Source organism: Ruminiclostridium herbifermentans, from assembly GCF_005473905.2.
Taxonomy (GTDB): domain Bacteria; phylum Bacillota; class Clostridia; order Acetivibrionales; family DSM-1351; genus Ruminiclostridium; species Ruminiclostridium herbifermentans.
Genome location: NZ_CP061336.1, coordinates 4,492,336 through 4,517,101, shown reverse-complemented (window position 1 = coordinate 4,517,101; position 24,766 = coordinate 4,492,336). Strand labels below are relative to the sequence as shown.

At 33.8% G+C, this 24,766-nt stretch carries 25 protein-coding genes; 19 read left to right on the top strand and 6 right to left on the bottom strand.

Annotated features, from left to right (window positions below):
* Nucleotides 1–604: 604 nt before the first annotated feature.
* From EHE19_RS18380 to hypB, 8 genes are all read left to right on the top strand, one after another.
* Nucleotides 605–2,590 carry an NADH-quinone oxidoreductase subunit 5 family protein gene (locus EHE19_RS18380; RefSeq protein WP_137698902.1) on the top strand — a complete coding sequence of 662 codons (1,986 nt, stop codon included), beginning with the start codon at nucleotides 605–607 and terminating at the stop codon, nucleotides 2,588–2,590.
* Nucleotides 2,587–3,441, top strand: coding sequence for a respiratory chain complex I subunit 1 family protein (locus EHE19_RS18375; RefSeq protein WP_137698903.1), 855 nt, complete (start codon nucleotides 2,587–2,589; stop codon nucleotides 3,439–3,441). The genes EHE19_RS18380 and EHE19_RS18375 overlap by 4 nt, the downstream gene beginning before the upstream one ends.
* A 510-nt stretch (nucleotides 3,442–3,951) precedes the next feature.
* Nucleotides 3,952–4,401 (top strand): NADH-quinone oxidoreductase subunit B family protein, encoded by a 450-nt coding sequence (locus tag EHE19_RS18370; RefSeq protein ID WP_137698904.1) that lies wholly within the window; start codon nucleotides 3,952–3,954, stop codon nucleotides 4,399–4,401.
* 34 nt (nucleotides 4,402–4,435) lie between these two features.
* Nucleotides 4,436–4,819, top strand: a complete 384-nt coding sequence (locus tag EHE19_RS18365; protein ID WP_137698905.1) for an NADH-quinone oxidoreductase subunit C — start codon at nucleotides 4,436–4,438, stop codon at nucleotides 4,817–4,819.
* Complete coding sequence (locus EHE19_RS18360) at nucleotides 4,816–5,895, top strand: hydrogenase large subunit (RefSeq protein WP_137698906.1); 1,080 nt, start codon at nucleotides 4,816–4,818, stop codon at nucleotides 5,893–5,895. Before EHE19_RS18365 ends, EHE19_RS18360 begins: the two co-directional genes overlap by 4 nt.
* Nucleotides 5,896–5,922: 27 nt before the next feature.
* On the top strand, nucleotides 5,923–6,291 hold the full coding sequence (locus EHE19_RS18355) for a 4Fe-4S binding protein (protein ID WP_137698907.1): 369 nt from the start codon (nucleotides 5,923–5,925) through the stop codon (nucleotides 6,289–6,291).
* Entirely contained in the window at nucleotides 6,284–6,625 is a 342-nt protein-coding gene (gene hypA / locus EHE19_RS18350) for a hydrogenase maturation nickel metallochaperone HypA (protein WP_137698908.1), read from the top strand. Before EHE19_RS18355 ends, hypA begins: the two co-directional genes overlap by 8 nt.
* Before the next feature lie 413 nt (nucleotides 6,626–7,038).
* Complete coding sequence (gene hypB, locus EHE19_RS18345; protein WP_137698909.1) at nucleotides 7,039–7,698, top strand: hydrogenase nickel incorporation protein HypB; 660 nt, start codon at nucleotides 7,039–7,041, stop codon at nucleotides 7,696–7,698.
* Here the strand turns inward: hypB and map are convergent.
* Together map and EHE19_RS18335 are read right to left on the bottom strand one after the other, a co-directional pair.
* Nucleotides 7,667–8,479, bottom strand: a complete 813-nt coding sequence (map, locus tag EHE19_RS18340) for a type I methionyl aminopeptidase (protein WP_137698910.1) — start codon at nucleotides 8,477–8,479, stop codon at nucleotides 7,667–7,669. The genes hypB and map overlap by 32 nt on opposite strands.
* Nucleotides 8,480–8,622: 143 nt before the next feature.
* Nucleotides 8,623–9,747 (bottom strand): SpoIIE family protein phosphatase, encoded by a 1,125-nt coding sequence (locus EHE19_RS18335; RefSeq protein WP_244648286.1) that lies wholly within the window; start codon nucleotides 9,745–9,747, stop codon nucleotides 8,623–8,625.
* 197 nt (nucleotides 9,748–9,944) lie between these two features.
* Here EHE19_RS18335 and yyaC point away from each other — a divergent pair, with 197 nt between their 5' ends.
* The 8 genes from yyaC to EHE19_RS18295 all read left to right on the top strand — a co-directional run bounded on the left by yyaC (nucleotide 9,945) and on the right by EHE19_RS18295 (nucleotide 16,172).
* The gene (yyaC, locus tag EHE19_RS18330; RefSeq protein WP_137698911.1) at nucleotides 9,945–10,553 is read left to right on the top strand and encodes a spore protease YyaC; all 609 of its coding nucleotides are present in this window, start codon (nucleotides 9,945–9,947) and stop codon (nucleotides 10,551–10,553) included.
* Nucleotides 10,554–10,873: 320 nt separating this feature from the next.
* Nucleotides 10,874–11,389, top strand: coding sequence for a LiaF transmembrane domain-containing protein (locus tag EHE19_RS18325; RefSeq protein ID WP_137698912.1), 516 nt, complete (start codon nucleotides 10,874–10,876; stop codon nucleotides 11,387–11,389).
* Nucleotides 11,390–11,531: 142 nt separating this feature from the next.
* Complete coding sequence (gene rd, locus EHE19_RS18320; protein WP_137698913.1) at nucleotides 11,532–11,690, top strand: rubredoxin; 159 nt, start codon at nucleotides 11,532–11,534, stop codon at nucleotides 11,688–11,690.
* A gap of 131 nt (nucleotides 11,691–11,821) precedes the next feature.
* Nucleotides 11,822–12,538, top strand: coding sequence for a gamma-glutamyl-gamma-aminobutyrate hydrolase family protein (locus EHE19_RS18315; protein WP_137698914.1), 717 nt, complete (start codon nucleotides 11,822–11,824; stop codon nucleotides 12,536–12,538).
* 87 nt (nucleotides 12,539–12,625) lie between these two features.
* Complete coding sequence (locus tag EHE19_RS18310) at nucleotides 12,626–13,462, top strand: mechanosensitive ion channel family protein (protein WP_137698915.1); 837 nt, start codon at nucleotides 12,626–12,628, stop codon at nucleotides 13,460–13,462.
* 241 nt (nucleotides 13,463–13,703) lie between these two features.
* A complete protein-coding gene (locus tag EHE19_RS18305) occupies nucleotides 13,704–13,925 on the top strand; it encodes a DUF951 domain-containing protein (RefSeq protein ID WP_137698916.1) in 222 nt (73 codons plus the stop codon).
* Nucleotides 13,926–14,064: 139 nt separating this feature from the next.
* A complete protein-coding gene (locus EHE19_RS18300; RefSeq protein WP_137698917.1) occupies nucleotides 14,065–14,358 on the top strand; it encodes a hypothetical protein in 294 nt (97 codons plus the stop codon).
* A gap of 398 nt (nucleotides 14,359–14,756) precedes the next feature.
* On the top strand, nucleotides 14,757–16,172 hold the full coding sequence (locus EHE19_RS18295; RefSeq protein WP_137698942.1) for a family 43 glycosylhydrolase: 1,416 nt from the start codon (nucleotides 14,757–14,759) through the stop codon (nucleotides 16,170–16,172).
* A gap of 397 nt (nucleotides 16,173–16,569) precedes the next feature.
* On the opposite strand, the gene EHE19_RS18290 is transcribed toward EHE19_RS18295, so the two are convergent.
* Nucleotides 16,570–18,306: an ABC transporter ATP-binding protein gene (locus tag EHE19_RS18290; RefSeq protein ID WP_137698918.1), complete on the bottom strand. Its 1,737-nt coding sequence runs from the start codon at nucleotides 18,304–18,306 to the stop codon at nucleotides 16,570–16,572.
* Between the two features lie 241 nt (nucleotides 18,307–18,547).
* Nucleotides 18,548–18,904, bottom strand: coding sequence for a helix-turn-helix domain-containing protein (locus EHE19_RS18285; RefSeq protein ID WP_137698919.1), 357 nt, complete (start codon nucleotides 18,902–18,904; stop codon nucleotides 18,548–18,550).
* 326 nt (nucleotides 18,905–19,230) lie between these two features.
* On the opposite strand from EHE19_RS18285, the gene EHE19_RS18280 reads away from it, so the two are divergent.
* The 3 genes from EHE19_RS18280 (at nucleotide 19,231) to EHE19_RS18270 (ending at nucleotide 23,198) form a co-directional block, all read left to right on the top strand.
* A complete protein-coding gene (locus tag EHE19_RS18280) occupies nucleotides 19,231–19,581 on the top strand; it encodes a putative phage tail protein (RefSeq protein WP_137698920.1) in 351 nt (116 codons plus the stop codon).
* 435 nt (nucleotides 19,582–20,016) lie between these two features.
* On the top strand, nucleotides 20,017–20,232 hold the full coding sequence (locus EHE19_RS18275; protein ID WP_137698921.1) for a hypothetical protein: 216 nt from the start codon (nucleotides 20,017–20,019) through the stop codon (nucleotides 20,230–20,232).
* A gap of 407 nt (nucleotides 20,233–20,639) precedes the next feature.
* Nucleotides 20,640–23,198, top strand: coding sequence for a phosphoenolpyruvate synthase (locus tag EHE19_RS18270; protein WP_137698922.1), 2,559 nt, complete (start codon nucleotides 20,640–20,642; stop codon nucleotides 23,196–23,198).
* Between the two features lie 336 nt (nucleotides 23,199–23,534).
* On the opposite strand, the gene EHE19_RS18265 is transcribed toward EHE19_RS18270, so the two are convergent.
* Both EHE19_RS18265 and EHE19_RS18260 read right to left on the bottom strand, forming a co-directional pair.
* Nucleotides 23,535–23,699 (bottom strand): hypothetical protein, encoded by a 165-nt coding sequence (locus EHE19_RS18265; protein WP_171003641.1) that lies wholly within the window; start codon nucleotides 23,697–23,699, stop codon nucleotides 23,535–23,537.
* A 155-nt stretch (nucleotides 23,700–23,854) separates the two neighbouring features.
* On the bottom strand, nucleotides 23,855–24,766 hold the full coding sequence (locus EHE19_RS18260) for a metallophosphoesterase (protein WP_137698923.1): 912 nt from the start codon (nucleotides 24,764–24,766) through the stop codon (nucleotides 23,855–23,857).

Genomic DNA, 24,766 nt, shown 5'->3' with positions numbered 1-24,766 from the left:
TAAATACTAATGTGATAATGCCCTTTCTACGATATTTATATTGAGAGGCTTTCGCAACCCTCCAAGTGTTAATAAATATTAATTACTACAATAAATACTTTATTTCGTTATTAAGGGATTATATTTTTAGTTTATAAAAGGTTCCTACCTATAATTGGTTCAAATTTTATTTTAATGAGATATTGTGGTGAAAGTACCAAATATTTGATGAATTAATAATTCACCTTATATGTAAATATTTAGTTAATAGCAATGTAATAATTTATTACATATTGTATACAATATTCAGAGCTTTATTTCCAAATGCTTCAAATTACGCCTTTTAGGTTGTTTTTTTCTGAAAAGTGTTGTAAAATTATATGCGGAGCGTAATTAAATTTGGAAGGAGTTTGAGGTCAAATTTTATTTTAATTTTATTGTTATAATAGGATTGGCTGATAAGGATTTTTTCAAATTTAGTTATTGACAAAGGAAATTTGTTTCGTATTTTTGACAAATTTTCTTAAGTTTAAATTATTGTATGTTTTTAGAACGGTCATTAATAAATGACGTCGTTCTGAAAAAATAAAGGGGTTAAAATAATATTTTGAAAGGAGAATTAGCTGTGGATTGGTATTTATTACTGTCAGCTATTCTGCTGCCTGCACTTAGTGCGGTGCTATGCTTTATTGTTAAAAATCAAAAAGCTCGTATTGCAATTGTTAGTATTTCAACATTGATACTTTTTGCAGTAGCTTACGGATTTATTGTACTTTTATTGAACTCTCCTGATGGAAGGATTGTTTATCATTTTAATGAAAGTACACTTGAGGTGGTTAGCTGGATAATAAAAGGATTTGATTTAATATTATTTAGTTATATCGCATATGTGGGTATAAAGCATAAAAAAGCAATAGTAGTTGTTTTATGTGTTTTACAGTTCATACCTTGGGCATTATTCGAGGTATTTGGTGTTTTCGGAAAAGTTTTTGAACCAGAACAAGCATTTGTTATTGATTATCTATCATTAATTATGATAATGCTTGTATCAATAATTGGACCTATTATCACTTTCTTTGCTCTAGGATATATGAAGGAGCATGAGCATCATTTAAAATTAACTGTATCAAGACAACCAAGATTCTTTATGATACTGTTCATATTTTTAAGCGCAATGAATGCTTTGGTGATGACAGACAATTTATCCTGGATGTACTTCTTCTGGGAGATAACAACTCTTTGTTCATTCTTACTGATTTCACATGATGGAACAGAGATAGCAATTAAGAATGGTTTAAGAGCCTTGTGGATAAACTCCGTTGGAGGCGTAGCATTTATTTTCGCAATTATATTAGTGAATTCAAGTTTAGATACGCTTTCAATTCAGGCTATTTCAGAATCAGGAATGCAGGGAGCATTTACAGGGATGTTGCCAATAGCGCTTGGATTGCTTTGCATAGCTGGATTTACTAAATCAGCCCAGTTCCCTTTCCAAAGTTGGCTGTTAGGAGCCATGGTTGCACCAACTCCTGTATCTGCGCTGCTTCATTCAAGTACAATGGTTAAAGCTGGTGTATATTTGGTGGTAAGAATTTCACCAGCATTCTCTGGTACTATTTTAGGACAGCTTGTTGCTATTAGTGGTGGATTTACTTTTGCGGTTGCTTCAGCGATAGCCATTAGTCAAAGTAATGGAAAGAAGGTTCTTGCATATTCAACTATCGCAAATTTAGGATTGGTAATTTGTTGTGCTGGTATTGGAACAAGGATTTCCATTGCAGCTGCAATACTTTTAATGATTTTCCACGCTGTATCAAAAGGATTGTTATTCCTTTGTGTTGGAACTATTGAACAAGGTATTGGAAGCCGTGATATTGAAGATATGCAAGGTTTGTTCAAATTAATGCCATTTACTACAGTAATAACAGTAATTGGTATGATTTCAATGATGCTTCCTCCTTTCGGAGTACTTATTACTAAATTTATGGCTATAGAGACTGCAGTTGATCAGCCACTGGTATTATTGCTGATTATACTTGGCAGTGCATTAACCGTAGTATTCTGGGGTAAGTGGATTGGAATTATTTTGACAATGTCATATAAGCCAAAGTTCCATATAGAAAAATTGACATTCTCAATGGAAGCTGCTTTGTCTATGCTAATTATATTTGTTATGATAGCAAGCATAGGAATTGTTCCACTATATAATGTATTTGTTAAGCCACAGGTACTTGCCTTTGCATTGACCGACAAAGGTGCTCTTTTTGGAGAGGGCATGGGAATTTGGCTTCACAATATGGATAATGCAGTTTATGGAGGTTTTGCCTCAATAATATTCTTTATATTAGTATTGCTGTTAATGGTGGCAATTCCGTTTTTTGCCCACAGGCTTAAGCCTACAAGACTTAAACCACCATATTTATGTGGAGGAAATGCCAGTGATGATATGAGAGGACTTGAATTTATCAGTCCTGGAGATAAAACCGAAAATGTAGTGGTAAGAAATTACTATATGCAAGGCGTATTCGGAGAAGAGAAACTCACAACAGGAGCTAATATTATAGCTGGTGCAATAGTATTAATTATTTTAGGGGTGGTGATTGGATTATGAGCATAAACAATATTTTAATAGCTGTTATTGCTATAATAGCTGCCCCAATAATTGGTGGGTTATTGACTGGTATTGACAGAAAAATAACTGCTAGAATGCAAAATAGACAAGGTCCTCCAATACTCCAGCCGTTTTATGATTTCTTTAAGCTAATTGGTAAACAGGACATTGCGGTTAACCAAACTCAGATGGTTTATGTTTTAGGACACTTATTATTTGCAATTGGTGCACTAGTAATGCTTGTTTTGCAACAGGATTTATTGATGATTATGTTTATTCTTGCTTTTTCTGGTATTGCACTTATTATGGGAGCAAGTAGTATCCGTTCTCCATACAGTAAGATTGGTGCTCAGAGAGAGATTATGTCTATGATGGCATACGAGCCAGTGCTGCTGCTTATGGTAGTGGGTGTTTATAAGGCTACTGGAAGCTTTATGATTTCAGGCATATTTGAACATGAAAAGCCTCTATTATTTAGTCTTCCTTTGGTATTCTTATCTTTCTTATTTATTTTGACTATTAAACTAAGAAAGTCTCCTTTTGACTTTGCAACTTCACACCATGGACATCAGGAACTTATTAAGGGACTAACAACTGAGTTTTCAGGAACACAGCTGGCATTAATTGAGTTAACCGATTGGATTGATTTAGTATTGTTCATGGGATTAATTTCTTTGTTTTTTGCAAAACCTATATGGGTAGGTATATTAATAGCATTGGTTTGTTATTTCTTAGAAATATTAATAGACAATATCAGTGCCAGAATGACATGGCAGTGGATGGTTAAAACTACCTGGGTTGCAGGAATTGGTGTTGCTCTTGTAAATATAATTTGGATGTATCTGATTTAATATTAGTTTATTATAGTGATAGAGTTAGAGACTTACTTTGCTGAGGTTGTTAGTAAAGTAATGTATCTGAACACTTAAAAGCACAACATGTTTTGACAATGTGGGTACGAAAGCTTAAATAAAGAGGCATACCTCTGCGAAGCGGAGGTTCTCCAATAATAGTTTTATTGATTTTATGTCCAAAGTGGGCATTGAAAGTTATTTAAATGAAGGTTATTAGTACGAAGGTTAATGGATAGAAAGTTATTAAATCGAAGGTAATTAACTCGAAAATAAAGTTTTATAAGCATAGCGACTTTTCGAGTTGTTGAGGTGGCTTATAGAAATGAGTACTTCAACGAAAGCTTTACTACATTTTGTGCTTGAAGTAGACGTGTGAGGATTATAGCTCGAAAATAAAGTTTTGTAAGCATAGTGATTTTTCGAGCTGTTGAGGTGGCTTATTAAAATGGGTACTTCAACAAAGTGTTAACAAAATTTTTATGCTCAAAGTGAGCGTGGGAGGTTAGTATGGGTATAATTAGCAAGTCAAGGAAAAAGTCACCTTGGATTATGCATTATGACTGTACAAGCTGCAATGGATGTGATATTGAGACGTTAGCATGTCTGACTCCAATGTATGATGCTGAGCGATTAGGAATTGTCAATGTTGGTAATCCTAAGCATGCAGATATTTTGCTTGTAACTGGTTCTGCAAATAAAAGAAATTCACAAGTGTTAAAAAATATATATAACCAAATGCCTAATCCCAAGTGTGTTGTTGCAATTGGAGCATGTGCTTGCACAGGAGGTATTTTTAGAGAATGTTACAATGTACTGGGAGGAATTGAAAATGTAATTCCAGTTGATGTGTTTGTTCCAGGTTGCTGTGCAAAACCTGAAGCAATAATAGACGGAATAGTGCAAGCTATTGGCAAGCTGGATGAGAAGGCGGAGTTAATGAAAAACGAAGACAAGTAGTATAGCCAATTTGCGGATCATGGAGGTACGAGAAATGATTGAAAATTTAGTTGAAGCTACAAGTGATCAATTGCTTGCAGAGGCTTCAAGTTGCAAGTATCAGAACTATAGATATGTTACTTCTACTTGTGTTGACAATGGTGATGACACTATTGATGTTTATTATCATTTTGATAAAGACTATCAAATGAAAAATATTAAAATCACTGTTAAAAAAGGTGAGGAAATACCTAGTATTTCAAAAATATATTTTAGTGCAATACTTGTAGAGAATGAAATGAAAGAGTTGTTTGGATTAAATATAACTGATATAGCTATTGACTATGGCGGACATATGCTATTATCAGATGAAGAACTTTCTTCACCTATGTTAAGACAGCAAATAACTATTGAACAAAGAGGGGGTAAACAAGAATGAGTTCAACTGTAATACCTTTTGGGCCGCAGCATCCTGTACTTCCTGAACCCCTTCATATTAAGCTGGTTATGGAAGATGAAAAAATTGTTGAAGCAATACCAGCTATAGGTTATGTTCATAGAGGATTAGAAAAGCTTACAGAAACAAAGGAGTTTACTCAAAATACATTTGTTGTTGAGAGAGTATGTGGTATATGCAGCGTTATGCATGCAATGGCTTACTGTCAAGGTATTGAGGAATTGATGAATATTGAGATTCCTGACAGAGCAAAATTTTTACGTGTAATTTGGGCCGAACTACACAGAATGCACAGTCATTTATTGTGGTTAGGACTTTTGGCTGATGCCTTTGGTTTTGAAAGTCTTTTCATGCAGGCATGGAGAAATAGAGAAAAGGTTATGGACATTATGGAAGAAACCTGTGGTAGCAGAGTTGTTATATCAGCTAATATCATTGGCGGAACAAGACGTGACCTTACGAAAGAACAAATGGTAAAAATTAATCAAGTTGTTGATGAGATAAAAGAGGATTTAGAGCAGCTTGAAGCTGTATTCTTGAACAATTATACTGTTAAACACAGATTAGTTGGAAGAGGCGTTCTTACAAAGGCTGATGCAATAGAATATTGTACAGTTGGGCCTATGGCAAGAGCAAGCGGATTAAAGACAGATTTGAGAACAACAGGTTATTCCGCGTATGGACAGCTAGATTTTGAACCAGTAATACACAATGATGGTGATAACTATGCAAGGACATATGTTAGATTGCATGAGATTTATCAGTCAGTTGATCTTGTTAAGCAAGCAATAGCGAAGATACCTGAGGGAGAGCATGTAGTACCTGTAAAAGGAAATCCTCCAAAGGGTGATGTAATTTCCAGGGTTGAGCAGCCTAGAGGAGAAGTATTATACTTCATGAGAGGAAACGGCACTAAGACTTTAGATAGACTTAGACTTAGAACACCAACATTTGCAAATATACCTTCATTATTAAAAATGTTGCCAGGCAGTGAACTCGCTGATGTAGGAATGATTATTTTAACGATTGACCCATGCATATCCTGTACTGAGAGGTAAAAGAAAGTAAATAGGAGGTCATAAAGTATGTTTAAGATGGTAGAAAACGTACTAAAAAATTTGGTATCAAAGCCTGCAACCAGGAATTATCCATCTGATAAGAGAGAGCCTTTTAAGAATACAAGAGGGCATATTTCCGGTTGTGATATAGATGTATGTATTTTCTGTGGAATATGCCAGAGAAAGTGTCCAGCTAATGCTATTACAGTTAATAAGGCTGAAAAATCTTGGGAGATAGATCAGTTTAAATGTGTTATATGTAATGCATGTGTTGAAGTATGTCCTAAGAAATGTATTAATTCAAGCGAGGAGCATAAATCAGCACAGTATTCTAAAGAAACATTAAAGCTGGTTCAGAAACCAAAGCCTATAGAAAGTGTTGAGCAAAATGCATGAGTATGCGGTAACACAGTCTATGGTCAGAACGGCTGTAGAAGAAGCGAACAAAGCAAATGCTTCTAAGATATTAGAGATTCGGCTTGTAATTGGTGACTTATCAACTATAATAGATGATTCTGTACAAATGTATTTTGATATTATGAGTGAAGGAACCATTGCACAAGGTGCTAAGCTTATATTTAAAAGGGTAAAGGCTGAATTTAAATGCAAGGACTGTGGAGAGGTTTTTATTAAACCGCCTAAGGGGTTTGATTGCCCCAAATGTGGTGGTCTTGGCACTCCAACAGATATAGGAAAAGAGTTTTATATAGAAAGCATAGAAATTGAATAATTATTATGTAATTCTCTAAACACACTCCGGGTTCACTTTACAAAGTATTAGATGGAATAGGAGTGTGTTTATGTTTTATTTGAATAATATATAGCAGAACTGCATATGCTCTGACTAAAGTTAATTTACGGCTTGCCTTTGAAAGATATTTTTATGGAGGGCTGTTAAAACGAAAAACTATATACTTTATGAGTAATTGTTTAAATAGCTTATCTATACAATATACTAAATGGATTGCAGCCGAAATTGATGTTGTAATAGCTACGGCTATTTAGCAAGTACTTACGCTACTATAAAACAAAAGGCGGCTTATCTTGGTATTATACTTATAGCTAATACCAATATATAAAAATATTGAATAAATTATGCTGACGCAATAAAAAAATACTAATTGGATGAATTGGAGGTAACACATGGAGATAAAAGTGATGAAAAACATTATGCATGCAAATCAAAAGCTTGCAGAAGAAAACAGAGATTATTTTCGTTCTAAAGGGATTAAAGCCGTGAATATAATGGCTTCACCTGGCTCAGGTAAAACAAGCACTATAATGAAATTGATTGATGCATTTGGAGATAAGGCTCATGTAGCGGTTGTAGAAGGTGACATTGCTTCTAGTATAGATGCTGAAAAGATAGATAAGCTTGGAAACCCTGTAGTTCAAATTAATACTGGGGGAGGCTGCCATCTTGATGCTAATATGATAAAAAGTGCAGTTGAAAGTCTTGATTTAAAAGAAGGCGCTATATTATTTATAGAGAATGTAGGAAATCTAGTTTGCCCTTCCTCCTTTGATTTAGGCGAGGGAATTAAGATGGTTATTGCAAGTGTTCCAGAGGGACATGACAAACCTTACAAGTATACCTCTATGTTTGAAGCTGCGGACATAGTTGTATTGAATAAAATTGATTTAATGCCCTATATAGATTTTGATAAAGACAGTTTTTACAAGGGTGTTAAGGCACTAAATGAAAATGCGGAGGTTATTGAAATATCCTGCAAAACAGGAGAAGGAATAGATAAACTTGCGCAGTGGATGCTTACTGCGCAAGTATCTCATAACCGTCCTTAGTAACTGCTATTGTATATTCCCATTGGGCAGATAGCGAGCCATCTCTGGTGGTGACAGTCCAGTTGTCTTTTGCCACTTTGACAGAGTAACCGCCTGCATTTATCATGGGCTCAATTGTAAATACCATGCCCGGTAGCATCAAGACTCCCTTATTACGCTTAGCAAAGTGGTCAATATGGGGGTCTTCATGGAATTTGAGACCCACTCCATGTCCGCCTAAATCTCTAACTACTGTATATCCTCTCTGGTTTGCATAGGGTTCAATTGCACGGCCAATTTCATTTGTTGAATTAAAAGGTCTTACTTGTTTTGTTCCAATTTCAAGGCATTCTTTTGCAGTTTGAACCAATGCCTTGGCAGATGGAGAAACATTGCCAATCATAAACATTCTGCTGGCATCTGAAAAATATCCATTTAAAATTGTGGATACATCTACATTAACAATATCACCTGATTTTAGTACTGTTTTGTCATCTGGGATACCATGACAGACAACATCGTTAATTGACAGACAGACACTTTTAGGGAATCCCATATAATTTAGCGGTGCAGGAATTGCATTATGGGCAATTGTATAATCATAGACTAGTTTATCTACTTCTGCTGTTGTCATACCCGGTTTTATTTCTTTCTCAACTAAATCTAAAATTTGAGTGGTTATTTTTCCGCTTTCTCGAATTCCCTCTATTTGTTCAGGAGTCTTAATTAATGAAGGATGAGGAATAATATACCCTTCAGATCTATACTGATCTATTATTTGTTCAGTTTCTTTTGGTAACAAAATACGCACTTCCTTATTTTTTATTTTTGTGACATACCATATTTAAGAAAAAATATGTCTTCTTAAATTCACATTCAATATAATATATATGCAAAAAGCATTCTAATCTGCACTATTTTATTTCTAACTATTTTATTACTACACTATTTTATTTCTACTAGGGCAACGGTTATATCGTCCTTAATATCGTTCGGATTAATGCTATTGGAAAAGGAAATAGCTTTATCAATTAATTGTGAAAGCCTCTGTGCTGGTGGCAAATCAGAATTTAACATATGATTTAATAATCGTTCCTCTCCAAATTGCTGTTTTTCGGTATTTCTAATCTCTATTATTCCATCGGTATAAAGAAATAGGTTGTCTTTAGGCTTTATACTAATAGTTTGATCATGATATTCCGGATTTTCAACCCAATTACTGATTGGAATTCCGGCCGATCTGAGTATTGTAAAATCAGTTCCTGAAAATATTATAGGACATACATTTAAACCGGCATTTGAGTATGTCATTGTATATTCTTTTATATTTATAACTATATAAAAAATAGATATGTATAACTCACTAAAAAATTTATTTTTATTATAACTAGTATAAAGCTGCGTTAAGACCTTTGAAGGAGATTTTTCTGTTTTATCTAGTGCAGTATTTAAAAACATAGTTAGCATAGATGCTGCTACACCATGTCCAGATACATCTGCAATGTATACACCAATATGCTCATCGTCAATTTTGAAGAAATTAGTAAAATCTCCGCCCAAGGTTTCACAAGGTCTATAAATAAAGTTAAAGGTAGCCTTATCATATTGTAAGGTATTTTTGGGTAGTAGGCTTCTTTGCACTCTTTTAGCCAAAATTAAATCTTCTTTTAATTTTTCGTTCTGAATTGCGATCTTTTGACTCATTTCTTTTATTTCTGTAATATCGTGAAGTACCTCTATAACAGCATATTCTGTTGTACCATCAGCACTCCTGAAGGGAGAACTGCTTACAGAAAAAATACGACCGTTTATTATTTCTTCTTTGCAACGAGACCAATTTGGCAGATCCCTTTTAGAAATACAATTTTGACAAGGAGATGTCCTGCCTAAAACCTCATAACATTTTTGCCCGACAATATCCATACCAATAGCTTCTCGCATTGATTTATTTACAAATATAATATTATCCTCGTGGTCTATTACCCTAACCCAATCCTGCATTCCGTCAATTACTTCTTCGATAAAAGTGCAAGCGGATGGTCCTATTTTCTTTCTTAACCTGTAAGGCAAAATTATCAACCCTTCTAGTATGAATATATTTTAAATTGCAACATACATAATAATGAGACTATTTATATTTTAACATAGTTATCTAAATTTAGAACTGGCTAATTTATGAAAGTTATATTATATACAATATTTGTCAATAATACTAGAGATTAAATGTGAATTATATTTTATACAAAAAAGTATTGGTGGTGTAAAAGATGAGTTTTAGCGCAAAAACATCCAATCTAACTTATATTGATGCAATGAGTAAAAATGCATTTGCAGTATTTTCAGAAGCATTATATCAAACTATAATTAACTGCAAAACTAATATATATAGTGATATAGTTTTTGTATGTATTGGTTCTGATAGGTCAACAGGAGATAGCTTGGGTCCTATTATTGGGCATAAACTGAGAGAAATGAAATATGGTAATGTTCATGTGTATGGTAATTTAGAAAATCCAGTTCATGCGAAAAATCTATCTGAGACTACAAATTTGATATTTAAAAAGTATGAAATGCCATTTATTATTGCAATAGATGCATCTTTAGGAAGAATAGAGCATGTAGGACATATCACAGTAGGAAAGGGTGCAATAAAACCAGGGTCTGCTGTTAATAAAGACTTACAGCCTATTGGGAATATGCACATTACTGGAATAGTCAATTTTAGTGGGTTTATGGATTTTATAACTCTGCAAAATACCAGACTTTGTACTGTAATGAAAATTGCTGACATCATTTCAAGTGGAATACGTTATACAATTTGGCGAATTCAGAGAGAAGATCTTAGAAAAAGCATATCAAAAGTAGAGTCACTTTAGTTCTTTTAACTTAGATAAAAAAATTTCAGACTTTTTAAATTATTAACCTTATAATATAGTATAAAACAAATGCTTACAATGATTGGAACAGGCTTTTGTTAAAGCTAATTTACATCTATATGGTAATTTGTTTATAGACATAAGGTGACTGGCTAGTAAGTAGCATCTTTGCGAATATGGCGCATTGTCAAGCACATAAAGTTAATATATGGCTTTTCACCTTTATTTGTAATGTGTTTGCACACATGGGGGCATAGCAAGTTGCATAGCTCTCTACTATTTAATTATTTATGCCTTGTATATGGCGGGAGGTTAATAATATGAGTAATAAACGCAAAGGAACTATGATTGTAGGAGTAATACTTATTATATTAGGTATTCTTTATTTCCTAGACAATACTGGAATTTTCGAAATTTATTTTAATATCTTTGATATCGGTTTTCTTTTTGCTCATTTCTGGCCGATGATACTTATAGTTATTGGATTAACATTTCAGTATTCATTTTTTGCAGCTAAGACGTCAGATGCTGGAGTACTTGTTCCAGGAGGAATACTGCTAGTTAGCGGCATTACCTGTCAGTTGTCAACTCTATTTCATTTATGGGGTTATTTATGGCCAGGATTTATTTTGGCAGTGGCAGTAGGCTTGTTTGAACTATACATTTTCGGCACAAAAGAAAAAGGACTTTTAATTCCAGTTTTTATTTTGGGTGGCTTGTCTTTAATATTCTTTGCAGTTCAATTAGGAAGAATTTCATTTTTACAGACATATCTGATACCTATAATACTTGTTTTAGGTGGAGTGTTGATTATTGTTAAAAATAGGAGATATTAAGGGAGTATAAGTATTTTATAAAAAAATGAAAATATTTCGAAAAAAGATGTTATCTAAGATAAAAAGTGGGAATATATATTATTGGAGTCAACGCACTTATTTGCGATGATCAATAAACTAAATTAACAAGGAGAAATAGAAAATGGATAAATACGTTTGTAGTGTATGTGGTTATGTTTATGATCCTGCAGAAGGAGATCCAGATGGTGGCATAGCACCTGGTACAGCTTTTGAGGATATTCCAGAAGATTGGGTATGTCCAGTTTGCGGAGTAGGTAAGGATTCATTTGAAAAACAATAATTTTTTAAACTACTGAAAACGGGTTTCCTGATTATAGGAAGGCCGTTTTTTTATCGAATTATGCTAGATTGAGTGAAAGAAATTCAAACAAATATCTTTAACCAATAACTTTTGTAGAAGGGGTGATTTTTATGAAAAATGGAAGGGCAGTTATTGGTATTACGGCGGCATTTGATTTCGAGAAGGGTATTAGTACCATGAAAGAGGACTATTATGATGCGGTTATAAAATGCGGAGCAGTACCAATAATAATTCCGGCTACTGAGGAAAAAGCAATGTGGGTTGAGTACCTGAATATATGTGATGGGATTATTTTTTCAGGGGGGCCTGATGTAGATGCTACTTATTTTGGTAAGGATAACATGCCCTATGCTAATGAAATTTCGCCCATTCGGGATAGTATGGAAATATTTATTGCAAGGCAGGCTATAGCGATGGATAAGCCTATATTAGGTATTTGCAGGGGAATACAGGTTATTAATATTGCAGCAGGTGGCAGTATCTTTCAGGATATATATGCTGAGAATAATACTGATAAGAAGCTGCTGAAACACAACCAGCAGGCTCCTAGATGGTTCCAAATACATAATATTAATATCATAAGCAAAACTTGCTTACACAAAATTTTTGGAACGAACACATTAAAAGTAAATTCATTTCATCATCAGGCAGTTAATGAAATTGCTCCTGGATTCACCGTTAATGCACTTTCAGATGATGGGATTATTGAGGCAATAAGCCATGAAGGTAAAAAGTTTGTCTTGGGAGTACAGTGGCACCCTGAAAATTTATGGAGAAGAGATAGTACGCACTTAAAGCTATTTGAAAGGCTTGTTTCTGTATGTTAAAATAATATTCAATTGTAGATTATTGAACATTTTAGTTAAGATTTAGTTACAAGTATTTTATATTAAGCAGCATATCGGAGGTTGTTTATGATAAATAAGCTTGAAGAAGTATTAAAGGAATCTCTTGGAGTGTTTCACATCCCCGTCATTAAGGCAATAGAAATATTTCTAATTTTTATTATAGCTGCAATTTTAATTAAATTGGGAAGATATTTAATTAAAAAGTTTTTTGAAAAGCAAAAAAAATTTAAATACAAGCTAGATGATAAAAGACTGGATACTATGTGTACTTTATTAATAAGTTTATTTAAGTATGCTGTATATATTGCTGCAGTTATAGTTAGTTTGTCTGATATTCTGGATTTAAAGGCGGTGCTTGCCGCAGCAGGTGTGGGAGGCGTTGCAATAGGGTTAGGAGCTCAAAGTCTAATTAAGGATACAATATCAGGTTTCTTTATTCTACTCGAAGATCAGTTTGCAGTTGGTGATTTGATAACAATTGACAATATGACTGGAACTGTTGAACGTATGGAACTTAGGGTCACTAGATTAAAAAACAGTACCGGTGATTTATATATAATCCCTAATGGAGAGATAAAAAGGGTTATAAATCATACAAGAGATAATAAAATGGCTATTGTTGATGTTCCGGTGGCGTATTCTAGTAATATTTCAAAGGTAAATGAAATAGTGCAAAAAGTATGTGATGAGGTAAAAGAGGAGTTTACTATTTTTACCGAGGATCCTAAAGTTCTTGGGATTACTGAATTAGCAGACAATAATATAAATTTGAGAATTGTTGCAAAAACTCTTCCTAATGAGCAATGGGCGGTGGAACGGCGTATCAGAATGAAGCTAAAGGAGAGTTTTGAGGAAAATAGACTGGAATTTTATGATAGGTCAACAATTTTGAAGAATGATTGAGTATGAAAATATTAGAATTAGTTATGATTATTTTAATTAATTTGTGTCATTATTTCTATCCGACTATCGAATGAAAAGGTTTTACATGCTTAAACTTGCTAATGGTGGTTGTCAAGTAAACATACTTATTTTTGTTAAACTAATTATCTTTTTATTTATTAAATTGGAACCCATTTATATGCATAAGAAATAGTTAGAAGATTAAAGTAATAAATATTTATTTTAACTTAAGGAGGAAAATATGCCTGATAAATATGCGTTGGGAGATATTGTAGAAATGAAGAAACAACACCCTTGTGGAAGCAAACAATGGGAAATTGTCCGAACTGGTGCTGATTTCAGAATAAAGTGCGTTGGATGTGAGCATCAAGTTATGCTTGCAAGAACCAAGTTTGAAAAGAGTGTTAAGAAGATTATTAAGTCCAATTTGGTGGCTGACACTGAGAATATTTCTAAAGATTAAGAGCTTTTTAAGCAGGAAATACAATATATATAGTATTATTTTACAAATAAATGTATAGGTAATACTGTATTGGGAACACTTAGTAATATAACGAGTATAAGGTGACAGTATTTGCCTTAAATATTACTAGGAGGACTAAATGGAAGAACTTAAAAAGGTTTCACCATCACAAAAATTTGAGAATCTTATAAAAGATTATCTTAATCAGGGAAAAGAGAAGCTGGAAAATGACTTAGTGGGAACAAGGGAAGCAATTAAAATAATTGCAAAGGATAAGACTAGGAATTTTATGCGGACAATGGACTTTGGGCTCAATGAAGAGGAAAGAAATTGCTTGCATCAATTAATTATAACAAGTATGTATCAATCGTTTTGTTACGGCTATGGAATTGGGAAAATAGAAGGAGAAACAAAACAAAAGGTACGCTTGTAGAACAAGTTATATATCAATTATTTAATAACTGTACACATTTTTAATTAATAAAAATGTGTACTTTTTAGTTTTTATCTGCTATTTTTTGCTCTAGTCATTGCTTTATCAATTTTAATATATTACAATTCTTTAATATAGTTGTTAATTTGAGGTATACTTATGTAATGATATCAAAGGAATAATTTAATTGGAATTTACGTTAGAAAGTTGCGGGAGTAGCCTCAACCACAGCTATCTACATAGATAAGTGCATATTTAGCTGATAGAAATTGACTAAAGTCAATTACCATTTAAACCTTCTAGATGATATTGATATTATCGGATAATTGGCCAATTGTAATTGACTTTGTAAATATACTTGCAATAAAGAATAATATAAGGGAGTGTATAAAAACATGATAAAAAAGCAAGGTCTTAATCCATATCTTCCTTCATGGGAGTATATTCCTGATGCTGAGCCATATGTTTTTAATGGTAGGGTCTATGCGTATGGTTCTCATGACCGTTTTAACGGGCATGTATATTGTTTGAATGATTATGTTTGCTGGTCTGCACCTGTAGAAGATTTGTCTGATTGGCGGTACGAGGGTGTTATTTATAAAAAAACGGATGATCCTCTAAATCCTGATGGCAGTATGTGCCTCTATGCTCCAGACGTTACAGTAGGACCTGATGGACGTTATTATTTGTATTATGTTCTTGATCATGTATGCGTAGTATCGGTAGCTGTTTGTGATACTCCAGCAGGCAAGTATGAATTTTATGGATATGTGCATTATGCTGATGGAACTCGCTTAGGAGAAAGGGAGGGAGATCAGCCTCAGTTCGATCCTGGTGTCCTCACTGAAGGAGATAGGACCTATTTATATACTGGCTTTTGCCCAAAAGGAGATAAATCAAGGAAGGGACCTATGGCAACGGTGCTTGGACCAGATATGCTCACAATTGTGGAAGAACCAGTTTTCATAGCCCCAAGTGAGCCTTATAGTGAAGGCAGTGGATATGAAGGGCATGAGTTCTTTGAAGCTCCTTCTATAAGGAAAAAAGGAGATACATATTATTTTATCTATTCCTCTATTGTTTTTCATGAACTTTGTTATGCTACCAGTAAATACCCAACTAAGGGCTTTGTATATAGAGGAGTTATTGTAAGTAACAGTGATCTTAATATTGACACTTACAAGCCAGCAGAAAAGCCTATGTTTTATGGTGCAAACAACCATGGAAGCATAGTTGAAATTAATGATAAGTGGTATATTTTTTATCATAGGCACACCAATGGAACAAATTATAGCCGTCAGGGTTGTATTGAGCAAATCACATTTCGCGAAGACGGCTCCATTCCGCAGGTTGAAATGACTTCCTGTGGTCCGAATGGAGGCCCTCTTATTGGGCGTGGAGAATACCCAGCTTATCTGGCGTGCAACCTATTTTGCAAGGAGGAGTCCATCTATACTGATTGGACTGGAGCATGGATGGATCATCAGTTTCCAAAGATAACGCAGGATGGCAGAGATGGAGACGAGGAAGTTGGATATATCGCTAATATGAAGGATTCTGCTACAGCAGGTTTTAAATATTTCCAATGCGAGGGAATTAAGAGAGTTAAAATTAAGGTTCGTGGATATTGCAAAGGTGAATTTTTGCTTAAAACATCTTGGAATGGAACACCTCTTGGAAAGATACCCGTTGATTTTTCGAATATTTGGAAGGAGTATTCTGCAGATATTACCATTCCAGATGGTGTACATGCTTTGTATTTTACTTACACAGGTACAGGAAGTTCAAGCTTAGCATCTTTCACGTTAGAATAGGTATGTAATTACGAGTTATTGCAAAACATAAAATAAATATATCGACAGTTACTTAAATAGTACTCCCGTGCAATATATATCTATTGCTTGCTCACGAAATTGATGTTTAAATAATTGAGGTGAAGAAAAAGTACTTCCGCCGACCGTATGACCAAGGAATCCTGTCTCGGGTCAATACTCACAGCTACTGACTTCCGCTGTGTCGGCTACAATACTTGTTCTTCACCTATTATTTTTAGCATCAATTTCTAACCGAGTTCCGCAATTAAATATATACTGCTACTTAGTACTATTTCTTGTAATAAGACATCGGTATACAGAAATTGTCATGTTGCAACAGACTGATTATAAGTTACTTTGGTGGACCACTTTTTGCTGTAATATTTATCAATTCGACTTAATTCAAGCCTTCAAACTGCATATTATAGTATTTTGCGTATAAACCGTTTTTAGACAACAATGTCTCATGGGTACCACGTTCTTGAATACCATTTTCACTAATTACTATTATTTCATCAGCATTTCTTATAGTACTGAGTCTATGAGCAATGACAATTGTAGTTCGATTTTTTGACAATCGCTCTAAGGACTCTTGAATATGCCGTTCGCTTTCGTTGTCTAGTGCTGATGTAGCTTCATCTAAAATCAAAATAGGAGGATTTTTGAGAAATACACGAGCAATAGCTATTCGCTGTTTTTGACCACCAGATAGTCGAGTGCCTCTTTCACCTACATGTGTATCATAGCCATTTTCCAGACTCATAATAAAGTCATGTATATTTGCATTTTTTGCAGCATTAATTATTTCTTCATTGCTGGCACCAGGCTTCCCATAAGAAATATTTTCTCTCACACTTCCAGAAAACATATAAACATCTTGCTGAACAATACCAATAGCTTTTCGCAGGGACTGTAATGTGAAATTGCGTATATCAATTCCGTCAATTGTAATTTCACCACCAGTTACTTCGTAAAAGCGCGGGAGAAGTGAGCAAAGAGTTGTTTTTCCACCGCCAGATGGTCCCACAAAGGCTACTGTTTTACCTGCGTCAATTGTAAGACTTACATTATCCAATACCTCAGAACTTTCATCATAATGGAAGGAAACATTATTATAGCTTATATGTCCACGAGGGTTAATTAGAGGCTTTGCATTTTTATCGTCTTTAATTTCAGGCTCTGTTTCAACTATTTCTAAAAACCGCTTAAAACCTGACATTCCTTTTTGAAAGGACTCTGTGAAATTTATCAGTACTTCTATTGGGTTTAGAAATATTCCAATATAAAGAGCATAAATTGCTAAATCTGAGGGTTTTATGCTGCCCTTAGCTATAAAATAACCTCCGCTTATTAATACAGAAGCATAAAGCAAGCCTTGAAAAACGCTGGTTCCAGCATGGAAGCTGCCCATAATAAAATAGCTGCTTTTTTTTGAATCTAGAAATTTTAAATTGCAGTACTTGAATTTATCATGCTCAACATCTTCATTTGCAAAGGATTTAACTACCCGAATACCAGACAATGTATCCTGTACCCTTGAATTAACAAGGGCTATTTTCTTACGGTTATCCATAAAAACTGCGCGCATTTTTCTATTCTTTTTCCAGCAGAAAATAAACATTGCAATGGTTACTGCCAGAAGAATTAAAGTCATTTGTAAGCTGATCATTGTTAATAAAATAAAGGAACCAATAATCTTAATAGCTGATATGAATAAATTTTCCGGACCATGATGTGCTAATTCTGATATATCAAACAAATCAGATATCAGCTTGGACATCATTTCACCAGTGTTATTTTTATCATAGTAGGAAAATGATAAGGTCTGATAATGATCAAATAAATCCTGACGCATATCACTCTCCATACGTGCACCCATTATATGTCCCCAGGAAGTAATAAAATATTGACAAACATATCTCAATAGATACATAAAAAGCAAGCCTATTCCAATAAGCCACAGAATATTCAAGATTTCAGAAGAACTGCGTGTAAAAACGCCCTTTGTCAAAAAATTAAGAATTTGAGGAAAGGCTAAATCAATAGCAGAGACTGTTAATGCGCATAATAAATCAAGAAAAAATAAAGTTTTATAAGGTTTATAGTATTTCATAAATTTTTTGATGGTAGACATTTGTTATTTCTCCAGTTGATAATTATTTGTTTTATGCTGACAGTGAAAACATACGACATTGCGTTGAATACCAAGTTTATGCAAATTCTTGGAATGAACTAAATGTCAGCACAATCTGTAGTTTATTAATAAAACAGCTATTGAAATATGACTAACATTTTAGCTGTAATATTTAAAATTACATTAATATTTTACTCTATGTGTTTAAAGATTGAAAGGAACTTTAGTAATAATATGCCAGTTAGGAGTTTTGTTTATTTAATCTTTCAGCAAAGGCAATAACTAGACTTAAGTCCTCATCTGGCATATTTATAAGTAAAGAGAGCATTTTGGTAATCTTGGGATTATTCAATATATTATCAGCAAGTTTTGCTGCCTCTGATTTTATTGATTCTTTGTCGTCATAGCCTAGAAGAGAATTTGCATCAACCTCTAGTGCTTTCATTAATAGTCTAATTGTATTAGAATCAGGTTTACTTTTGTTGTTTTCCCAATCACTTATAGAATTGTGCTTAGCGCCTATCAACTCTGCTAATTGCTTTTGCGTGAACCCTTTTTTTATCCGTTGTTCACGTATTCTGTCTCCTAGCGTAGTCATTTTGGATACCTCCTATCAACAGTTATATTATCAATAAATAATTATTTTGTAAATAAAAATATCCGAAATAGTCGAAAAAAACTTATTGACATTTCGGAAAAAACGAACTATAATTTCTATTGTTCGAACATATGTTCGGTTAACCAATAGAAACATAACGAGGCAAGAAAATATATCCCACTATTATAAATGGCAGGTAAGACTATGTTTTTAAAGCTTAGGGAATTTATTACCTCGTTGAAACACCGCATATGAAATAAAATTTTTAGATAATCTAAGAATTTCATTTTTAATCTAGATTTATAACACTAAAGGAGGAGAGCTGCATGTTTAAAGAGGAAATAGGTGAAGTTATTAATACAAGTGTTATGTTTTTGGATAAAGGCAATTTTTATTATTTACCTGATTTTTTAAAGGAATTTAAAGAATTCCGCAGGCTCAGAAAGCTTTCTGAAGATGAGAATGCTGAACTTTTGAAGTTGTGGAACAGTTTCGAAAATATGATGGACAGTAATTTTATTAATGATTCTACTGAAAATGGTGTAGAGAGTTGGGAGAGGATTTTGAATATTACTCCTAAGGCATACGATACACTAAATGATAGAAAGTTCAGGATTTTAACAAGACTTAATGAGAGGCTGCCGTTTAGATATATAGATGAAAAGCGGCTTGCATGATATAAGTTATATTTTGAGCCAGCGTCATATTTAGAAACAGGTCTTAATCTTCAAAGAGCACCCTAATCTTGGACAAAGATGTTCATACAGAGAGGTGCTTTTATCATGATAATTTATAGTTAACTCCTGCTCCTATATTGACGAAGCCTATTGAGGACTTAACATTAATTCATCATTAACTAATTTATGTAAATATTTCTAATTGGTAAGTATAAAACAGGCTGTGTTAGGCAGGTTGCCTGTATACGAGCCTAAACGCCTTAATTGGTAGGTTTTACACTAATTAATAAAGTTTATAAAGGTTAAGTTGTAAAATTTGCAATATATGTTGAATAATATTAGAAATTACTATATACTATAACAAGAACATATGTTCTATTGACGAGGAGTGATGCGGGCAATTCAAGATAAAGTTATCCTTTGGAGGAAGCTGCCATGAATGATATTTACGATAATGTTCAGTATAGCGTTGAAAATGATATTGAGCGTGGGGTAAAAGAGATATATAGGTTATTTAGAGAGGATTGCAATATTTATAATCAGGAATTTACTGATATGGTAGTACGAGAGGTTGAACTAAGGAGCGGTAATAAAAAGCTGGCTAAGATTTGCGAAAGCATTGTAGACACAATTAAGTCAGAGAAGGAGTAGATAGGCGTATACTTTTTAGGATATTAGGGTTTTTATTTATAAACATTTATGATGTATATTTTCATGTTGATATACTTTTCTAACAAAATAAAAATTCTTGATTTTTACAGTTGCTGCTAAATTTCATGAACTTTTATTATCAATTATCTACTAGTTAATTTTTTTGGAGTATCACTAATGCACAGAATTGAGTCAGTTTTCGTTAGTTTCAGCTTTAAGTGTCGTCTGAAAATTGTATTTTTTTTAACCAGTTCTATTTTTATTATTAATTTGGTACTATTACTCTATGGTATAAAATAGATAAAACTTGTAAAATAAAAGGATATAAAAAATTTTTCTATTGTTTCATATAATTTTATATATGTGCTGAGACTTAACTTAAGACTTAACTTTAGGAGAGTGCTGAAATGAAAGAAAAAATCCTTTTTTTTACTGATATAAATAAGAACATGGTTGAACTGGTAGGTGGAAAAGGAGCAAATCTGGGAGAAATGACGCAGGCTGGATTTCCGGTTCCGCCGGGTTTTTGCATTACGACAGAAGTTTATAATGACTTTATTTCCGATATAGACCTCAACGGACTTGATGCCGAACAGGCACAAGAAAAACTGATTTCCGCGCCATTGCCTGATTATTTTTCGGAACTTTTAAATTCAGCACTGACAAAATTTGAACCTGATACATTATTTTCAGTACGTTCTTCCGCTACTGCAGAGGATTTGCTTTTTGCTTCATTTGCTGGACAGCAGGATACTTATCTCAATGTACCAGCAAATGATATAGAGCAAGCTGTATGTAAATGCTTTGCTTCTCTTTATACAGAACGTGCGATTGAGTATAGAAAGAAAAACAATATAGAAAAGGCATCAATGTGTGTCATTGTACAGCAGATGGTTTTTTCTGATGCTTCTGGTATCCTGTTTACTGCAGATCCTATAAGCGGGAAAAGGCATGTAGAAATTATTGAGGCTGGTTTTGGTTTAGGTGAAGCAATGGTTTCTGGTAAGGTTACACCTGACCGTTATTCTTATAACAAAAAGAAAGGTACTTTAATTGAAAGGACTATTTCATATAAAAAGATTGCAGTACTGCCCCTAAAAAATGGAGGTACAGTTACCGCAAATATTAATTCGGCAAAACAAGTATTGCAATTTCCCCAAATCAAAGAATTATTTGATTTAGGTGAAAAACTAGAACAGCATTTCGGAATGCCTCAGGATGTGGAATGGGCAATTCAAGACAACAAAATTTATATTTTGCAAACACGTCCAATTACTTCTCTTTATCCATTACCTAATTTTGAAGATGAAGATTTTCATATACTAATTTGTATTGGTTATGTTCAGATGAACACTGCTGCTTTTTCTCGGATGGGTGGAGAAACATTTTCTTTTATTTTTAGAAGGAAGGATGTACATATAACTGAGTACAATAGTGAACTCATATCTCTGATAGGAGGAAGGCTGTTTAGTGATTTTAGTTCATTATTTAATCGAAGATTTTATCGTAATTTAGCACTTAAAATATTACCAGAAGTAGAACCTCTGACAGCTGCTGCTCTTTCTGAAGTGTTTTCTAAGCATGCAAAATTCCATAAAAAGAAAATTCACTTTCCAAAAGGATTAAAGACTTTACCAATAAAGGTTATTTACCGTTTTCTAAAAGGAAATACCTTAAATACAGTAGAATATGCTTATAAACTAATTGGAGAGATTTGTGACAAGAGGTCTCTTGAAATATTAACTGCTCCTGCAGGGCAGCAGCGTATAAAAGCAGTCTATGACAATATGAAATTGATTGATATTGTTGTAAACAAGTTTGCTCCGCTGATAGGAACAAGTATGCTAGCATTGAAAATGATGAAGAGGCTGGAAAAAAATATTTTTGGTGAAGAATTATATACACCGTATGTGGAATCTGGACTTGAAGGAAATATTACTACAGAGATGGGGTTGATGCTGGGGGACATTGCAGATTTAGCAAATCAACACGAAGGAGTTATTAGCGAACTCAAAAATCCCAATTATGCCACATTAAATCAACGTATTTATGCTAGAAATGATGATTTTAGTGAAAAGTGGGCTGAGTTTATTGATATATACGGTTGCCGTTGTGCTGGTGAATTGGATATTTCATGCCCTCGCTGGAGAGAAAACCCCGAACTTATTGCTAAGCAGATAGTAACTTTGGCTTTAGGCAAGACATTAGGAGATCATCGTGATGAGTATAAGGCAACGGTAAAGAAAGCCAAAGCAAAAGCTAATGAATTCATAAATCAAGTACAGCTAAAAGCTGGTAAACGCAAAGCAAGGAAGTTAGCCAAATATGTGAGGATTTATCGTGAAGTGTTTCCAATTCGGGAGCATATGAAGTATATTTTAGTCCGGATAATGGATTCTGCTCGTGTAGCCTTATTAAAAGAAGGTGCGGATATGGTAAGAAAGGGACAGATTTTAAGAGCAGAGGACATTTTCCTTTTTCACTACAAAGAAATATACGAAGCCATTGAAAAGGGTTATGATTTGAGGGATTTAGCAGACGAGAGGCGCGAAGAACTGCGATATTGGAATAAGCTTAACCCACCTCGTATTCTTACTAGTGAAGGTGAATGTATAATGGGAAAGCATACATTAAAGAATGTACCAACAGGTGCTTTGGTAGGTTCGGGCGTGTCTGCTGGGACAAAAGAGGGAAAAGCAAAGGTAGTACTTGACCCAAAGAACTCAGTAGTAGAAGCTGGAGAAATATTGGTAGCACCCTTTACAGATCCAGGCTGGACACCTCTTTTTATAAATGCAGCGGGATTGGTTACTGAAATTGGAGGGAAACTTACACATGGCTCGGTTGTGGCTCGTGAATATGGAATTCCAGCTGTAACAGGTGTAGTGGACGCCACAAAAAAAATTAAAACAGGACAGAGAATTCGTATAGATGGTACTAATGGTTATGTACAAATTTTGGAGTAGATATTTTATGACATAGCAAAATAAACTTTAGAAAAACAACCATTCTTGTATATGGATGGTTTATTGCAAGAAATAACACTAAGTACAGTATATATCTAAATTCGAATAATGATTATAAATAGCTGCTAGAAACAGTATGCGAAGAGCAATTTTGCAGCCGACACAGCAAAAAAAGTCAGCTGCTATAACCTAGAAGACAGGGTGTCTTGTGTTATAGTTGGCATAATTGTTGTTAAAGAGGCGCAACTATTTCATAGATATATACTGTACGGGAGAACCAATTAAACAGTTTAATTGGTCAAGGTATATAAATTTCTTGTTTGCAGCAGCTCCTAATTATAAAGGTTTTGCTTTTTCTTTACCTGTTTTAGCTTTACCCTGTATCTCAGGAACAGGCTTTGTATCATTTTTGGGAAAATGGTTTTTGTGATTGCTTTCAGTCCCATGTGGTTCCTTAGGATCGGGTCTTCTCATTCCTGCCTTAGCCATTCTCATGCCCATGTCTAACATTTCTGCACGCAATAGCATGAAAAAATGAACATGGACACTACACCTCCTTTAAATGTATTTGTAATTTCCTTTTATCTCTTTGCTTCAACAATATTGTTGCATTTTTCGTGTAAGAGTATACATTGATTTGCTTAAAAAATGTGAGGCTAAGTATTTATATTTTTAAAAGATTGAAAGTAATCTGTTAATTTTCTTGGACCTCCAAGAACATCTCTGTCAATATATAAGGTACCGTCTTCTCTTGTTTTAACACTCCATTTAACCAAGCAGATAGTACCTTCTGATATTTCAATTCCAGTAATACAGCGAGGATGAATGCAACTACCATCATTAAAATATGGTGGCTGACCTACCTCGGGAAAAGAAGGCTTATGGTTATGTCCTGCTATGAGCATATGTTTTTGTTGAATTACCCATTCTGTTAGCTGTACAGCGACAGATACTTTAACTTCATAGTTTTTTGCAGGACTTGTCGGGTCATTAACCCCTATTGCTTCAAGTGGCTTCCACAAGTGCTTAACTAATAATTTACCAAGCCACCATAAATCGCTATTAAGAGTGTTTACTTGATGTCCATGAATTAATAGAATTTTATCTCCTGTGGGTCTATATCTAAGTACTAAGCCTTCATGAATCTCAAGGCTTTCAAATATTGATGTAAATTCTTCCTCACGTTGGTTAAAAAATCTATTTAAATTTTTTCTGACATATTTCATATATTTCTTTTCTATATCATGATTTCCATATAGCATATATAACCTATGTTCATTATGAAATTTTGATAAAAGCCTAAAGGTATCCTTATGAATACTCATTATGTCTGAAAGCTGCGTATTTTCCCATAATTCATCACCATCACCAAGCTCAATATAAGTATAGTTATTGTTATAATAGTGAGTTAGTGCTCCAATAAAGATGTTTCTATTTTTTAAAAAATTGTCTGTCCAGCTTCCATTGCCTCTATGACAATCACTCATTAGAATAAACTTAGAGTTATCGTCAAAGGGAATTTGTTTTGCAGAATTAAAAATGCTAGTTACTATATCAAGCTTATCCAT

What these genes read in the sequence shown, in the direction of transcription:
- EHE19_RS18375 (WP_137698903.1), top strand. Translation starts at nt 2,587, where the DNA reads ATGAGCATAAACAATATTTTAATAGCTGTTATTGCTATAATAGCTGCC.
- EHE19_RS18370 (WP_137698904.1), top strand. Translation starts at nt 3,952, where the DNA reads ATGGGTATAATTAGCAAGTCAAGGAAAAAGTCACCTTGGATTATGCAT.
- EHE19_RS18365 (WP_137698905.1), top strand. Translation starts at nt 4,436, where the DNA reads ATGATTGAAAATTTAGTTGAAGCTACAAGTGATCAATTGCTTGCAGAG.
- EHE19_RS18360 (WP_137698906.1), top strand. Translation starts at nt 4,816, where the DNA reads ATGAGTTCAACTGTAATACCTTTTGGGCCGCAGCATCCTGTACTTCCT.
- EHE19_RS18355 (WP_137698907.1), top strand. Translation starts at nt 5,923, where the DNA reads ATGTTTAAGATGGTAGAAAACGTACTAAAAAATTTGGTATCAAAGCCT.
- hypA (WP_137698908.1), top strand. Translation starts at nt 6,284, where the DNA reads ATGCATGAGTATGCGGTAACACAGTCTATGGTCAGAACGGCTGTAGAA.
- hypB (WP_137698909.1), top strand. Translation starts at nt 7,039, where the DNA reads ATGGAGATAAAAGTGATGAAAAACATTATGCATGCAAATCAAAAGCTT.
- yyaC (WP_137698911.1), top strand. Translation starts at nt 9,945, where the DNA reads ATGAGTTTTAGCGCAAAAACATCCAATCTAACTTATATTGATGCAATG.
- EHE19_RS18325 (WP_137698912.1), top strand. Translation starts at nt 10,874, where the DNA reads ATGAGTAATAAACGCAAAGGAACTATGATTGTAGGAGTAATACTTATT.
- rd (WP_137698913.1), top strand. Translation starts at nt 11,532, where the DNA reads ATGGATAAATACGTTTGTAGTGTATGTGGTTATGTTTATGATCCTGCA.
- EHE19_RS18315 (WP_137698914.1), top strand. Translation starts at nt 11,822, where the DNA reads ATGAAAAATGGAAGGGCAGTTATTGGTATTACGGCGGCATTTGATTTC.
- EHE19_RS18310 (WP_137698915.1), top strand. Translation starts at nt 12,626, where the DNA reads ATGATAAATAAGCTTGAAGAAGTATTAAAGGAATCTCTTGGAGTGTTT.
- EHE19_RS18305 (WP_137698916.1), top strand. Translation starts at nt 13,704, where the DNA reads ATGCCTGATAAATATGCGTTGGGAGATATTGTAGAAATGAAGAAACAA.
- EHE19_RS18300 (WP_137698917.1), top strand. Translation starts at nt 14,065, where the DNA reads ATGGAAGAACTTAAAAAGGTTTCACCATCACAAAAATTTGAGAATCTT.
- EHE19_RS18290 (WP_137698918.1), bottom strand. Translation starts at nt 18,306, where the DNA reads ATGTCTACCATCAAAAAATTTATGAAATACTATAAACCTTATAAAACT.
- EHE19_RS18285 (WP_137698919.1), bottom strand. Translation starts at nt 18,904, where the DNA reads ATGACTACGCTAGGAGACAGAATACGTGAACAACGGATAAAAAAAGGG.
- EHE19_RS18280 (WP_137698920.1), top strand. Translation starts at nt 19,231, where the DNA reads ATGTTTAAAGAGGAAATAGGTGAAGTTATTAATACAAGTGTTATGTTT.
- EHE19_RS18275 (WP_137698921.1), top strand. Translation starts at nt 20,017, where the DNA reads ATGAATGATATTTACGATAATGTTCAGTATAGCGTTGAAAATGATATT.
- EHE19_RS18270 (WP_137698922.1), top strand. Translation starts at nt 20,640, where the DNA reads ATGAAAGAAAAAATCCTTTTTTTTACTGATATAAATAAGAACATGGTT.
- EHE19_RS18265 (WP_171003641.1), bottom strand. Translation starts at nt 23,699, where the DNA reads ATGGGCATGAGAATGGCTAAGGCAGGAATGAGAAGACCCGATCCTAAG.
- EHE19_RS18260 (WP_137698923.1), bottom strand. Translation starts at nt 24,766, where the DNA reads ATGGATAAGCTTGATATAGTAACTAGCATTTTTAATTCTGCAAAACAA.